The sequence below is a fragment of the Paenibacillus chartarius genome (assembly GCF_042432825.1).
Classification (GTDB): Bacteria; Bacillota; Bacilli; order Paenibacillales; family NBRC-103111; genus Gordoniibacillus; species Gordoniibacillus chartarius.
In genome coordinates, this window is the sequence record NZ_JBHLWN010000117.1 from 17,030 (window position 1) to 29,410 (window position 12,381).

Below are 12,381 nucleotides of genomic sequence, written 5' to 3' on the forward strand. Positions count from 1 at the left end.
ACCGGATAAGGCGAAAGGAGACGAGGTCGCGTGGATTTGCTCCTATTTGGCCTGCTTTTCTTGAAAATTATGATGATTAACATCGTGCTGAGCGGAGATAATGCGGTCGTCATCGCGATGGCCAGCAAAAATTTGCCGCTAGCCCAGCGCAAGCAAGCGATTTGGTGGGGGACGTCCGGCGCCGTCGGTCTGCGGCTGCTGCTGACGCTGCTGGCGGTTGCCGTGCTCAAGGTTCCGTATATACAAGCGGTGGGGTCTCTGCTGCTGCTGTGGATTGCGGTAAAGCTGCTGAACGAGGACGAAGGCCACGCCCAAATTAAAGAGGCGTCGTCGCTGCCGAAGGCGATATGGACAATTATTCTTGCCGACTTGGTTATGAGTCTGGATAACGTACTGGCGATCGCGGCGGCGGCTAAAGGCGACATCGGCGTCATTATGCTCGGGATCGGTCTGAGCGTTCCGCTCATCGTATGGGGCAGTACGATCGTCATGAAGCTGCTGCAGCGTTATCCGGTTCTGATTTTCTTAGGCGCAGCTATTTTGGGGTATACGGCGGGCGAAATGTTCGTCAAGGATGAAAGCATGCAGCGCCTGTTCATTACGGAAGGGTCCAAGCTTCATCATCTTATACCGCTCGCGTCGACGTCCCTCGTCCTGCTGGCCGGACTGATTAAACGGCTGATCCCGAGGAGGGCGTAACGGCGCCGCCTGCGGCTAGTAATTTTCTCCAAGTTACGCTACACTAAGTGTAGAAGCTTGTCGAACTACCGGGCGAAAGCAGCCGGCTATACGGCCGGCCCGCCCGTTTACGTTCGGCTCCGGGAGGGATTACGATGTCACGTAACAACATGTCTGTCGGGTTGCTGCTTATCGTTATCGCTGTTGTGCTGCTGTTAGGAAAGCTGGGAGTATTCGGTTTTATCGGCGGCTTGCTTTGGCCGTTGCTAGTGATCGCTGCCGGAGCGGGGCTGCACATGCTTTATTTTAACCGGACGGTTCCCGCTGCGGCGCTTATTCCGGGCGGCATGCTCGTCATTTACGGGCTGATGTTCATGTTCTGCAACGTATTCGGCTGGGGCGCGATGTCGTTCCTGTGGCCGGGATTCATTCTCGGTATTGCCGTAGGGCTGTATGAGATGTACTTCTTCGATCGGCGCGAAAGAACGGCGCTTACGGTGTCAATCGTGCTGGCTGTCTTGGCGGGGGTGCTCTTCACCTTCACGGTTATAGCGAAATTAGGGGTGTATTTCATCGCCGCCGTACTGCTGATTGCCGGGCTGCTCCTGATTTGGCGCCGTCCTCGCGTATGGTAGCTGCGGGCAAACTTGCATTTTGTTGAAATGGCGCGTATAATGAACATAAATATATAGAAAGCAAGCGTCGGAATTCAGTCCGGCGCTTATTTCATGAAATGGAGAGGAATCGTATTTCTATGCATGCAAGAGATAAAATCCGCAATATCGCCATCATCGCCCACGTCGACCATGGCAAAACTACTCTCGTTGACAAGCTCCTTCAGCAATCGGGCACGTTCCGCGAGAATGAGGCTGTCCAGGAACGCGCGATGGACTCCAACGATCTGGAGCGCGAGCGCGGTATTACGATTCTAGCGAAAAATACAGCCATTCAGTATAAAGATTACTTCATCAACATTGTGGATACTCCAGGACACGCCGACTTCGGCGGCGAGGTGGAGCGCATTATGAAGATGGTGGACGGCGTTCTGCTCGTCGTCGACGCCTTCGAAGGCACGATGCCGCAGACGAAGTTCGTACTGCGCAAAGCGCTCGAAGCAAACCTGACGCCGATCGTCGTCGTCAACAAGATCGACCGTCCGAACGCACGACCTGCGGAAGTGCTGGACGAAGTGATCGACTTGTTCATCGAGCTTGGCGCTACGGACGAACAGCTTGATTTTAAAGTGGTCTATGCTTCCGGTCTGATGGGCACGTCGTCTCTGGAGCAGGACGCTTCCAAGCAGGAGCCGACGATGGAGGCGCTCTACGAAACGATCGTGGAGCATATTCCACACCCGACGGAGAGCACCGAGGAGTCACTGCAGTTCCTCGTTACGTTGATGGACTACAACGAATATCTTGGCCGGATCGGCATCGGCCGCGTCAACCGCGGTATTATTAAAGCCGGTCAGTCCGTCGCTGTCATTAACCGGGAAGGCGTTACGAAGCAGGCGCGCATTGAGAAGCTGTTCGGCTTCCAGGGCTTGAAGCGAATTGAGATCGAACAGGCGGGCGCGGGCGACATCATCGCGATCGCCGGTATTAAGGAAATCAACATCGGAGAAACGATCGCCGATCCGCAAAACCCGGAGGCGCTGCCGGTTCTGAAGATCGACGAGCCGACGCTGCAGATGACGTTCCTCGTCAACAACTCGCCGTTCGCCGGCCGCGAAGGCAAGTGGGTGACGTCCCGCAAGCTGCGCGAGCGTCTGTTCAAGGAGCTGGAAACGGACGTGGCGCTGCGCGTCGAAGAAACCGATTCGCCGGATGCGTTCATCGTATCGGGGCGCGGCGAGCTTCACCTGGGCATCCTGCTCGAGAATATGCGCCGTGAAGGCTTCGAGCTGCAAGTATCGAAGCCGGAGGTTATCATTAAGGACATCGACGGCGTGAAAAGCGAGCCGATCGAAAGACTGCTCATCGACCTGCCGGAAGAGAGCATGGGCGCGGTAATGGAATCGCTCGGCACCCGCAAAGCCGAGATGGTCAACATGATCAACCACGGCAACGGCAACGTGCGGATCGAGTTCCTGATCCCGGCGCGCGGACTGATTGGTTACCGAACGTACTTCTTGACGTTGACAAAGGGCTACGGCCAGATGAACAGCGCGTTCGATTCGTACGGTCCTTACCAGGGCAGCGGCGTAGGCGGACGCCACGAGGGCGTGCTCGTCGCATCCGAGAACGGCACGGCGACGACGTACGGCATTTTGTCTGTTGAAGACCGCGGCATTCTGTTCGTAACGCCGGGTACGGAAGTGTACGAGGGCATGATCGTCGGCGAGCACAACCGCGACAACGACATCATCGTTAACATCTGTAAGGAAAAGGCGCTGACGAACATTCGCTCGGCCTCCAAGGACGATACGGTCCGCATGAAGACGCCGCGCATCTATACACTGGAAGCTGCGCTGGAATATTTGAACGACGACGAGTATTGCGAAATTACGCCAAAATCGATCCGTCTGCGCAAAAAAATTCTCAACAAGAGCGAGCGGGAGCGAGCTGAGAAGAACCGCAGAATGGCGGAATCGAACGTATAATTGTAGGATAGGGGGTGCCCCCGAACATGACCGATTGGCTTCGTGAACATACCCTGATTACGTACATCTTGATTTTCGTCATGGTGGCTTACGTATATCATAAAGTGTTCGCTACGAGAAAGCTTCCGCTGTTGAAGCTGCTGCTTGTTTACGCAGCGATGGCTTTCGGCTGCTATATACTGTTGATTTTCCAAATCTTCGGATTGCCGATCGTGCTATGTATTGCAGTCGCATTGCTGCTTATGCTGATGACCGGTGTAAGAGCGTATGCGGAGAAGCGGCAAAACCGCAACGCTTCATCCCAATCGCAAAAATAAGGACTACGGAGCAGGAGGTGACGGCATGCCGCAATTGTGGTTATGTCCGATTCGCACCGACGAGCCCGTCACGATAGGCGCAGATCGAATGACCGTAGAAGCCGATTCGCCGGAATGGATGACATTCCGGCAGTCGCTTCACGCCGTTCATCCGCGCCTATTGCCGCTATTTAAGGCGGATCTGCTGCTTGCGGATGACGAGGACGGTAGGGAAGCTTGTGGTGGCCGGGAGGAAGATGCCGCGGTGAGCTTGGCCGCCGGCGGGGAGATCGTGCTGGACGAGCGTCACGACATGCCGTTATCCCATTGCGCCGAAGCGTTTCTGGACCGGCTGCTCACTCCGCAGGAAGCGCTGAGCCTCTGGGCTTCCGCTGCGCAGCCGCCTCAAGGCGTTTGGAGCGAGCTGCTCTTGGCATGGTGGGGCCGGGGCCTGAGTCCGATTTTACTGGCACAACGATAGGTGAACACGACGACGATTCGATATGGGGAGCTGAACCGCATGAAATTACAAGATGCGCTGTTTAACTGGCTGCAAATTCGCATTGTCGCGGAAGCGCGTCCGGACGACCGGGCTGCGATGGATACACGCGACTTTTTCGAACAGATTTTGCGCGAGGACCATCATTTGTCGCATTTCGAAGTCAGTCGTGTCGATGAGACGATGATTCATATTCGCTACACCGCGGATGGAACAACGAAGCTGCAAATGTTCGACCGCGAGCAGGCGGAGCAGCTGCTGGCCGATATCGAAGCGAATCCGAAATATAACTAAGTGAATAGTCAAAAACTCCTCGCCGTTAAGGGAGGAGTTTTTTGTTTCATTTCAAATTATTTATGCTATCCTTACGCTACCGGAACGATTCCTTTTCGGCGGTGAGAAGTAACTCATTTGGGATAGCGCCCACTATAGTTGTAATTGAACTTCTGGTAAGTTGTAATTTATTACTATTTAGGATTTGAGTTGTGAAAATTTGTGCGCTAATAACCCTTATGTTATTTTGAATCTCGGCGAGTCTTTGATCGAGATAGATAACACGGACGCCCCGGTTAAGCAGTTTGGAACGAATATTCTCATAGTGATCCTCAGCTGTTTTCAAATTATCGAAAGCAGAAAAGATAAAAATTGACTGATTTCAACCGGCTTCCGACAATCCTCTTAAGTTATGCTCAGTCATAGATAGTGCATCCTTAAACCTGGTATAGTTGGATTGGTCAGCTGTTGTTAATTCTTCAGGTTTCATTAAAAAATAAACTAATAGGCCATTACAGACAAGCGACAAAATGATAAGTAGTATGAATATTGGATTTTTTCTCATCTTTAAATTACCGTGTGGACGGTCCCAGCCGTCCCCGTCCATAAGTAAGTATTATTAATTGAATTAGCATATCTGACATAATATTGTATTCTTCCTTGTGGTGCAAATCATAACTAAAATTATATCTAATTTGTTGTTATCTGGATAATGAATCGTAACACTGCAATCATTCTCAAACAATGAGTCTCGGCAGGTATGTTCAATGGATCCAGGATACACCCGTTACTCACCTCGATCATAAAATTTGCCTCGGGTGACATAACCGATTTCCCCTTGAGATAAAATAGGGATAAACCCGCTGATGAGATATCGTAGCTACCGCTAGGCTGTTGGATGTAGATGCTTGGTCCTGCCTGTGATATACTCGAAGTGTGGGGATGATTTGCCTGTACTAGACTTTTCTCTATCAGGGAGGCCTTGATCCTATGGCAGAAGTCGTCACAGCTTTGTCCCAGCAACTTATCGAAGCCATGCGCAAGGAGAAGCTTATCCTGCTTGGGTCGATCGATGCGGAAACCGGTGGTCCGGCTGTGTCCGCCCTATCCTGGGTTTATGCAATGGATGAAGGCCGGGTTCGCTTCGCCCTCGATGCCCGTTCGCGTTTGATCGCTGCATTGAAAGATCAGCCACAAGTTACGCTGACGCTCATCGGAGAAGGCTCGGTACATGTCGTTTACGGCCGTTCTGCGTTCGTTACAGAGCAGCTGGAAGGAGTCCCCTTTGCGCTTGCTTGTGTCGAAGTTTCGGTGCAAAGCGTACGGGACGGCATGTTTTACGGCGCTCGCATCGTCGTGGAGCCGGAGTATGAAAAAACATACGACAAACGGGCCGCCGAGAAACTGGACGGTCAAGTGTTTGCTGCCATGAAAAAAGCCTGAGTATGCTTCTGCATACTAGGCTTTTTGTCGTAATCCGAAACAATCTGTCATTGGCCCCCATGAGGGTTATTCGAGAAATCGTTCGTCCCGCCTGAATTGGCATCTTTCGACGCATCCGGCATCGGGCGCGTCATATCGGAAGGCAGCTGAGGCATAATTCTCCCGATAATATCGGCCATCTCTTCGGCGAAGCCGATGATCGGGCGTCCTTCACGCGCTTTGTCCCGAATGCTCCGCAGCCGTTGGTCCAGATCCATGTCGGCCGTCACGATGGCGTTCGCACCGTAAGGATCTTTGTGCAGCGCTTCGGCGACAGCCAGCTTCACGGTGCCGATTTTGGATCTATCCATATCTTGCTTCACATCAATGCCGACGACTGCCATGTCCCCATACACGACACAGTTGGCGGCCTGCACGCCCGGTACGCTCATGGCCAGCTGCTCGAACCGCGCTTCAACTTCGGCGGGATTCAATATTTTCCGCTTGGCCGGGGCGGTCTGCTGGACACGAACGCCGTTTTGATTCGATGCTTGGGAGGGGGAAGCGGACTTCTGCTGCTGTTCTTGGCTGCAACCGACGAATACGGACAACATCAAAACTGCCGCTAGTAACCGTCGCACCTTCATCGTCCTTTCATTCTTGACGTCTCGCTCTTAGGTTGTCCTTTCGTGTAATAATCTATGTAATTTTTACATCCAATCGCCAAACCTGGGAGGGAGCTCGGATGAAAAAAATTTACGTGCTCGATACGAATGTGCTGCTTCAGGATCCAAATGCGATATATGCTTTTGAGGATAATGAAGTCATCATCCCGGCGGTGGTGCTGGAAGAGATCGATTCCAAGAAAAGGAATGCAGACGAGATCGGCCGGAATGCGAGGCAAGTGTCCCGGCTGCTTGACGGAATGAGAACCAAAGGAAGGCTTCATGACGGTATTCCGCTGGAAAGCGGGGGCAGTCTGAAAGTTGAGCTGAATCATAAGAGCTTCGCCAAGATGCAGGATGTGTTCGCCGAGCTGTCGAACGACAACCGTATTCTTGCCGTTGCGCTTAATTATCATACGGAAGAGCAGGAGAAGCCGGAGCCGAGGCCGGTCGTGCTGGTCAGCAAGGATACTCTTGTTCGTATCAAGGCCGACGTGCTCGGGCTTCCTGCCGAAGATTATTTGACGGATCGGATCGTGGCGGGTGCGAGCGATTTGTACCATGGGTATGTGACGATTCATGCGCATCCCGGTTTGATCGACGAGTTTTATTCGTACCGGCAGCTCAGCGTTTCGTCGCTGAATTTGGGGTACACGCTGCATCCGCACGAGTTCGTTATTTTGCGGGATGAGCTCGGAACGTCGAAATCGGCGCTGTTGAAGGTGAACGACGACGGCAAACGGCTGGAGCCGCTGTACCTTAGTAACGATCCGGTATGGGGTATCGCCGCCCGCAACGCGCAGCAGCGAATGGCGCTCGAGCTGCTTCTGAACGATGATATTCCGCTGGTGACGATGTGCGGCAAGGCGGGGACGGGGAAGACGCTGCTCACGCTGGCTGCCGGACTGATGAAGGTCGAGGATGAGCATAAGTACAAGAAGCTGCTGATCGCGCGTCCTGTCGTTCCGATGGGGAAAGATATCGGGTACTTGCCGGGCGAGAAGGAAGAGAAGCTGCGACCTTGGATGCAGCCGATTTACGACAATCTCGAGTTCTTATTCGATACGAAGAAGCAGGGGGATATCGAGCGCATCTTGGCCGGCCTCGGCTCCATTCAGGTGGAGGCGCTCACGTACATTCGCGGGCGTTCGATTCCGGGGCAGTTTATTATTATCGACGAAGCGCAGAACTTATCGAAGCACGAAGTGAAAACGATCGTCTCGCGCGTCGGCGAAGGCAGCAAGATTGTGCTGCTGGGGGATCCGGAGCAGATCGATCATCCGTATTTGGATGCGACGAGCAACGGGCTCAGCTATGTGGTCGAGCGGTTCAAGCAGGAAAATATAGCCGGACACATCACGCTGGAGCGGGGCGAGCGCTCGCATCTGGCGCAGCTGGCGGCGGATTTGCTGTAACGTTAAAAAGAGCGGTACCCTGAACGAATCAGGGTATCGCTCTTGCTTTATCGGAATTCCGCTTTACAGCCGTAGGCCGCCGCAATTCGGGCGATCAGCTCGTCGTGCTGACGATCTGCGGCGTACAGCATGCCGTCTCCGGCTGTTGGAATAGCTGCGACGAGCACCTCGCCGAGCTGCTCCAGCGCTTGCACCGGCTCAGCCTCGGGGGTGGACGTGCGGAGCGTAAAGAGCGTTACGAGATTCGCGTACAAATAGCGGTTGTCCAGCTTGGTCATGAAGCCGTAATCGTCGAACAGCGCCGTGACGGAGGTATCCTCGGGCAGCAGGAACAGCATGAACGGCTCCGTCTCCACTTTGTATTGGCGCAAGACCTCCAGCACCGCGCTCCGGTCGTCTTCCGTGCTGACGATCAGCATTTCTTTATCTCTGTCAAACAGCTGGGTTCGGCCTGCGAGCGCCTTGACGATTTGGGCATAGAAGCCGGGCAGCTTGCCTTCCGGCATCGTCATCGAAAGTCCGATTTTGTTCGTTACGGTCATCCGGCGGTTGCTCCTCTGTGTTAAAAATTGATCTTAAGACGAATAGTCAGCTTGCCTTCCTCTTGCTTAATCTGTGTCGGGATGAATAAAGCATGAAACGCCCTCGGATTCAAGCTTAGATCTACCTGCTTCTCCAGATCGCGAATGGTCGTATCGGGGAGATCCAAGCCGTTGAAGGTAAGCTTCTTTACTTGGAACTCGATCAGCCGTTTCTCCTCGTTCCATACATATACACCTTCCATGTTCAGCTCGAGATCGTCCCTCTTGCCGCCGGCTTGCAGGCCGTCTTGTACAAAGCGGAACGTCAAGTCGCGGAACAGCTCGTTCTTGCTCCTAAGGAAATCGTTCAAATCGCTGTCGGATAGTGTGAATATGGCGTTCAGTCCGTCAAAGGAAAGACGAATGCGTCCGTCAGGCGCTGCCTTCGCGGCGAGCTCGGGCAAGCTCTTCATTGTTTCGGCGAGCGCTTGGAAATACGTCCGAAACAGGGGAATGCCCTTCTGCTGCCAGGTTACGGTCACTTCTTGGATCCGCTGCATAACCGCCTTGGCTTCCTCGTTTCCGGCAAGCTGAGCGTCAAGCTCGTCCTGCAGCCGGATCAGCCTGTCGCGCTGCGCTAAATAGTCGGTTTGCGCCTGCTGCAGCTTCGACCGGGTCGCATTCAGCTCATTCTGGCGGTTCTGCAGCTCGGTACGGGCGGTCCGGAAGGCGGTAAGCTTGCGTTTATCGCTAGTTATAATCATGTCCAAATATTCAAACGTACGAATGGCGTTCTGAAACGAATCGACGGACAGCAGCAGCAGCCAGAGCGAGTCGCGCTCACCCATGTAATAGGAGCGAAGCACACGGCCGGCTTGCTGCCGCTTTGCCTCGACAAGCTTGTCCTGCGCCGCAATCAACTGCTCATTACTCGACATCTGCCCGGTTAAGGTCGCCTCTTCATTCTTCAAACGGGCCAGCTCGCGGTCGATTTCGGCAATCGTCAAGCCTTTCTGCACGAGGGCTTCGGTTCCCGGAGCCACCGTGTTCACTGAACCGCGGCTTTCATTGTCCGCGTATACGCTTACGGTATGGGTGCCGAACACGATGAGGAGCAGAAAAAATCCGATCAGCCCGTTCCGTCGCCGCTTGTCCACCGTACCGCCCCCTTAATCAAGTAACATAGCACAAATATATTCGCTGCTCCAGCCCCTCATTCTATGCAAAAAGCGCGCCCCCCAAGGAGACGCGCCTTCTGTTATTTCTTAGGCTGAAGCAGCTTCAGCACGTCCTCGAACGGTTTGGTTTTGGCCGGAACGTCCTTCTTGAACTGAGGCGGCTGATTGATTTGCTCGAACGACTCGTGAAGCGTAGTGCGGTTATCGGAGACCGTACCGTCGGCGTTCTTCAGCGAATATACCAGCTCCAGCTTCTCGTCGCGTACGAAGCCTTGCTCGTCAATGAGCAGAGTCAAGTTGCTCAGCGGCTTCAGCTCCAGGCTTGTCTTGGCTTCCTTCCATTTGGCCGCCTGCTCGGGGCTGAGCAATCCGCCGGTTGTCAGCGCTTCGCCGATTTCCGGGAGCTTCGCGCTGATGACGCTGTTGATCGCCGCGGCGTTTTTCTCCGTCACCGTGACCGTAATGGCTTTGGCCGGCTTGCCGTCCGGCAGCATGACCGGGTCTTTCGCCTGTTCGAACCAGCGGGCATCGATAGCGTCGGTAAACTTGCTCCAGAGCGCCGCCGTCACTTTCGACGTGTTCTTCAAGCTATCCGGATTGAGCGGGGTTTTGCCGGGGTCTCCCAGCTTCGCCAGATCGATGGCGTAGTACTCGTCAGGCTTGTTGATCGTTGGCAAGCTGACGTACATTTTGTTATCTTTAAGAAGTACCGGAAAGGCGAACGGCGTTGCGGAGCCTTTCGGCGTAATCTTCAGATCGGTTTCGAGCTGTACGGGATCGCTGCTTTGCACGCCCGACCATTCGATGACGCTTTCTTTGAGCGAGCTCAAGACGGCTCCGGTTATCGGATTGCCGTCCGGTGCCGGTAAGCTCATTCCCAATTTCAGATCGAGGCTGCCGGCGAATTGGTACGATTTCATTTCGGCATGCTTGGCGATGGCCTGCTGAGCCGTTTGTTTGATCGCGTTATGATCGGTGCATCCGCTGAGCACCGGTACGAGGAGCGAGGCCAGAGCGGCGCTCGCCACCCATTTTGATTTCATTCCCATTTCTATTCTCCTTCCGTCATAAAACCATTCTTTATTATAACGATTCCGGTACCTTTTGTCTTTAGAGAAACATATACAGCGGAGAACCGGCCCTTAAAGGAGATCAGCAGCATGTCGGTGCAAGGCAATCGGGAACTGATTCGTTCCATCGTCGAGAGAATCCGAAACCATCCCCTTGGGGCGATTTCGTTTCGGGAATTTATGGAGCTATGCTTGTATGATGAACATCACGGCTATTATCGATCCGATCGGCTCAAAATCGGGAAGGGCGGCGACTTCTATACGTCCGCATCGGTCGGAACGGTGATGGGGGGAATACTGGCCTCGTATATCGCCTCGCAGTGGCCGCGGCTGAAGGCTGCGACGGGCGGGCTGTCGCTGGTAGAATTCGGCGGCGGCAGCGGCCGCCTGGCTGCACAGGTTATGGACGCATTGCAAGAGCGGTTCGATACCGTATATAAGTCCGCCTCACTGACGATGGTGGAGACGAGTCCGTTTCATCGGGCGCTGCAGTGTGAATCGCTGGCGGGACATGCGTCCAAGGTCGAATGGATGTCGGAGGAAGAGTGGCTTGCCTGCGGCAAAAGCGAAGGGTCTCTTGTATTCGCGAACGAGCTGCTGGATGCCTTCCCCGTTCATGTGCTCGAAGGCGGGGAGGGTGGAGTTCCGCTGGAAGTTTATGTGGAGTGGGATGAAGAGGAGAGTCGATTCGCGGAACGGCTGCTGCCGCTTACGGATACGGCCGTAGCCCAGGCTTTGGCCGAGGATGGTGTCATACTGGAGCGGGGACAGCGCGTCGAAATCAGTCTCGATGCGCCGGCCTGGGTGCAGCGGGTTGCGTCGCGTCTTCAGCTCGGCACGATGCTGCTGATCGATTACGGCGATACGGCGTCCCGCTTGTATGCTTCCCACCGTGCCCGCGGCACGCTGCTTGCTTACCGCAGGCATGAGGCGACCGAGAGATGGTATGACGATATCGGCGAGCAGGATCTTACCGCGCACGTGAATTTCACCGCTTGCGAGCGCGCTGCCCGCCGCGGCGGAGCCGGTTCCGTGGAGCTGCTGCCGCAGCGGGAGTTCCTGATGCGCTGCGGGGTGTTGGAGCTGCTGCAGAACACGTACGATCCGAACCCGTTCAGTCCTGCGGCGAAACGCAATCGCGCGGTACGGCAGCTGCTGCTCGATGACGGTTTCGGCGAGCTGTTCAAGGTCATGATCGTCTGCAAATAACGAAAAAAAAGCGGCCCGGCTTTCATAGCCGAACCGCTTTTTTTCACGTGCACAATCAAGCTTGCGGCAGATTAAACGGACATCTTGAAGAAAGACCAGTACGTAAATCCGCCGAAAGCAATGACCATGTACCCCCAGAACAACAATATGTAGGTACGTTCGGACAATTTCATATAGCCGAGCAATACGAATACAGCTGTTTGGAAGAAGAAAATGAGCGACATCGGAACCATATCTCCAGCCAGTGCCATCAGAGCGATAGCCAGCGTCCAGAAGCCAAGTACGCGAAACATGCGATCCATGTATGCTTCCCCCTCTCTATACCGTCTTTGCCAAATACAACTAACACACATTATACCTGTTGCTTTGCCACGTGTAAACGTCTTATCCGTGACGAAATTCGCAACTTTGTCACACGTTATTCCTAGCGTAACCCGTTGTATGTTCGGTCATGTATGAGCCCCGAAAAAAATGGCAATACCAAATAGTATGAACCTGAATTTCGAAAGTACTGCGCATTAAAAACATAAAAAGGGCTCCAAATCTTTGGTAG

General features: G+C 54.0%; 14 protein-coding genes. 9 read left to right on the forward strand and 5 right to left on the reverse strand.

Annotation, left to right across the window (positions count from 1 at the left end):
• Positions 1 to 69: 69 nt before the first annotated feature.
• From ACFFK0_RS28385 to ACFFK0_RS28415, 7 genes are all read left to right on the forward strand, one after another.
• Positions 70 to 699 carry a TerC family protein gene (locus tag ACFFK0_RS28385; RefSeq protein ID WP_377474405.1) on the forward strand — a complete coding sequence of 210 codons (630 nt, stop codon included), beginning with the start codon at positions 70 to 72 and terminating at the stop codon, positions 697 to 699.
• 134 nt (positions 700 to 833) lie between these two features.
• Positions 834 to 1,313, forward strand: a complete 480-nt coding sequence (locus ACFFK0_RS28390) for a hypothetical protein (protein WP_377474372.1) — start codon at positions 834 to 836, stop codon at positions 1,311 to 1,313.
• A gap of 119 nt (positions 1,314 to 1,432) precedes the next feature.
• Positions 1,433 to 3,280: a translational GTPase TypA gene (gene typA / locus ACFFK0_RS28395; RefSeq protein WP_377474374.1), complete on the forward strand. Its 1,848-nt coding sequence runs from the start codon at positions 1,433 to 1,435 to the stop codon at positions 3,278 to 3,280.
• A 26-nt stretch (positions 3,281 to 3,306) separates the two neighbouring features.
• Positions 3,307 to 3,597 (forward strand): YlaH-like family protein, encoded by a 291-nt coding sequence (locus tag ACFFK0_RS28400; RefSeq protein WP_377474376.1) that lies wholly within the window; start codon positions 3,307 to 3,309, stop codon positions 3,595 to 3,597.
• Between the two features lie 25 nt (positions 3,598 to 3,622).
• The gene (locus ACFFK0_RS28405; protein ID WP_377474379.1) at positions 3,623 to 4,057 is read left to right on the forward strand and encodes a hypothetical protein; all 435 of its coding nucleotides are present in this window, start codon (positions 3,623 to 3,625) and stop codon (positions 4,055 to 4,057) included.
• A 39-nt stretch (positions 4,058 to 4,096) separates the two neighbouring features.
• Positions 4,097 to 4,369: a hypothetical protein gene (locus ACFFK0_RS28410; RefSeq protein WP_377474381.1), complete on the forward strand. Its 273-nt coding sequence runs from the start codon at positions 4,097 to 4,099 to the stop codon at positions 4,367 to 4,369.
• A gap of 969 nt (positions 4,370 to 5,338) precedes the next feature.
• The gene (locus ACFFK0_RS28415) at positions 5,339 to 5,791 is read left to right on the forward strand and encodes a pyridoxamine 5'-phosphate oxidase family protein (RefSeq protein WP_377474383.1); all 453 of its coding nucleotides are present in this window, start codon (positions 5,339 to 5,341) and stop codon (positions 5,789 to 5,791) included.
• A 47-nt stretch (positions 5,792 to 5,838) separates the two neighbouring features.
• On the opposite strand, the gene ACFFK0_RS28420 is transcribed toward ACFFK0_RS28415, so the two are convergent.
• Positions 5,839 to 6,417 (reverse strand): YhcN/YlaJ family sporulation lipoprotein, encoded by a 579-nt coding sequence (locus ACFFK0_RS28420; protein ID WP_377474385.1) that lies wholly within the window; start codon positions 6,415 to 6,417, stop codon positions 5,839 to 5,841.
• Between the two features lie 98 nt (positions 6,418 to 6,515).
• Between ACFFK0_RS28420 and ACFFK0_RS28425 the strand changes: the two genes are divergently transcribed.
• Positions 6,516 to 7,850 carry a PhoH family protein gene (locus ACFFK0_RS28425; RefSeq protein WP_377474387.1) on the forward strand — a complete coding sequence of 445 codons (1,335 nt, stop codon included), beginning with the start codon at positions 6,516 to 6,518 and terminating at the stop codon, positions 7,848 to 7,850.
• Between the two features lie 47 nt (positions 7,851 to 7,897).
• On the opposite strand, the gene ACFFK0_RS28430 is transcribed toward ACFFK0_RS28425, so the two are convergent.
• From ACFFK0_RS28430 to ACFFK0_RS28440, 3 genes are all read right to left on the reverse strand, one after another.
• Complete coding sequence (locus ACFFK0_RS28430) at positions 7,898 to 8,392, reverse strand: hypothetical protein (protein WP_377474389.1); 495 nt, start codon at positions 8,390 to 8,392, stop codon at positions 7,898 to 7,900.
• Between the two features lie 20 nt (positions 8,393 to 8,412).
• Positions 8,413 to 9,528, reverse strand: a complete 1,116-nt coding sequence (locus ACFFK0_RS28435) for a coiled-coil domain-containing protein (RefSeq protein WP_377474391.1) — start codon at positions 9,526 to 9,528, stop codon at positions 8,413 to 8,415.
• Positions 9,529 to 9,629: 101 nt separating this feature from the next.
• The gene (locus ACFFK0_RS28440; protein WP_377474393.1) at positions 9,630 to 10,592 is read right to left on the reverse strand and encodes a hypothetical protein; all 963 of its coding nucleotides are present in this window, start codon (positions 10,590 to 10,592) and stop codon (positions 9,630 to 9,632) included.
• A gap of 117 nt (positions 10,593 to 10,709) precedes the next feature.
• Between ACFFK0_RS28440 and ACFFK0_RS28445 the strand changes: the two genes are divergently transcribed.
• A complete protein-coding gene (locus ACFFK0_RS28445; RefSeq protein WP_377474395.1) occupies positions 10,710 to 11,828 on the forward strand; it encodes a class I SAM-dependent methyltransferase in 1,119 nt (372 codons plus the stop codon).
• A 71-nt stretch (positions 11,829 to 11,899) separates the two neighbouring features.
• Here ACFFK0_RS28445 and ACFFK0_RS28450 read toward each other — a convergent pair whose 3' ends face one another.
• Complete coding sequence (locus ACFFK0_RS28450; RefSeq protein WP_377474397.1) at positions 11,900 to 12,130, reverse strand: DUF2626 domain-containing protein; 231 nt, start codon at positions 12,128 to 12,130, stop codon at positions 11,900 to 11,902.
• Positions 12,131 to 12,381: the final 251 nt, after the last annotated feature.

Coding starts and splice junctions, on each gene's coding strand:
- ACFFK0_RS28385 (WP_377474405.1), top strand. CDS start 70: ATGATGATTAACATCGTGCTGAGCGGAGATAATGCGGTCGTCATCGCG.
- ACFFK0_RS28450 (WP_377474397.1), bottom strand. CDS start 12,130: ATGGATCGCATGTTTCGCGTACTTGGCTTCTGGACGCTGGCTATCGCT.
- ACFFK0_RS28420 (WP_377474385.1), bottom strand. CDS start 6,417: ATGAAGGTGCGACGGTTACTAGCGGCAGTTTTGATGTTGTCCGTATTC.
- ACFFK0_RS28400 (WP_377474376.1), top strand. CDS start 3,307: ATGACCGATTGGCTTCGTGAACATACCCTGATTACGTACATCTTGATT.
- ACFFK0_RS28430 (WP_377474389.1), bottom strand. CDS start 8,392: ATGACCGTAACGAACAAAATCGGACTTTCGATGACGATGCCGGAAGGC.
- ACFFK0_RS28390 (WP_377474372.1), top strand. CDS start 834: ATGTCACGTAACAACATGTCTGTCGGGTTGCTGCTTATCGTTATCGCT.
- ACFFK0_RS28440 (WP_377474393.1), bottom strand. CDS start 10,592: ATGAAATCAAAATGGGTGGCGAGCGCCGCTCTGGCCTCGCTCCTCGTA.
- ACFFK0_RS28410 (WP_377474381.1), top strand. CDS start 4,097: ATGAAATTACAAGATGCGCTGTTTAACTGGCTGCAAATTCGCATTGTC.
- ACFFK0_RS28445 (WP_377474395.1), top strand. CDS start 10,710: ATGTCGGTGCAAGGCAATCGGGAACTGATTCGTTCCATCGTCGAGAGA.
- ACFFK0_RS28425 (WP_377474387.1), top strand. CDS start 6,516: ATGAAAAAAATTTACGTGCTCGATACGAATGTGCTGCTTCAGGATCCA.
- ACFFK0_RS28405 (WP_377474379.1), top strand. CDS start 3,623: ATGCCGCAATTGTGGTTATGTCCGATTCGCACCGACGAGCCCGTCACG.
- typA (WP_377474374.1), top strand. CDS start 1,433: ATGCATGCAAGAGATAAAATCCGCAATATCGCCATCATCGCCCACGTC.
- ACFFK0_RS28415 (WP_377474383.1), top strand. CDS start 5,339: ATGGCAGAAGTCGTCACAGCTTTGTCCCAGCAACTTATCGAAGCCATG.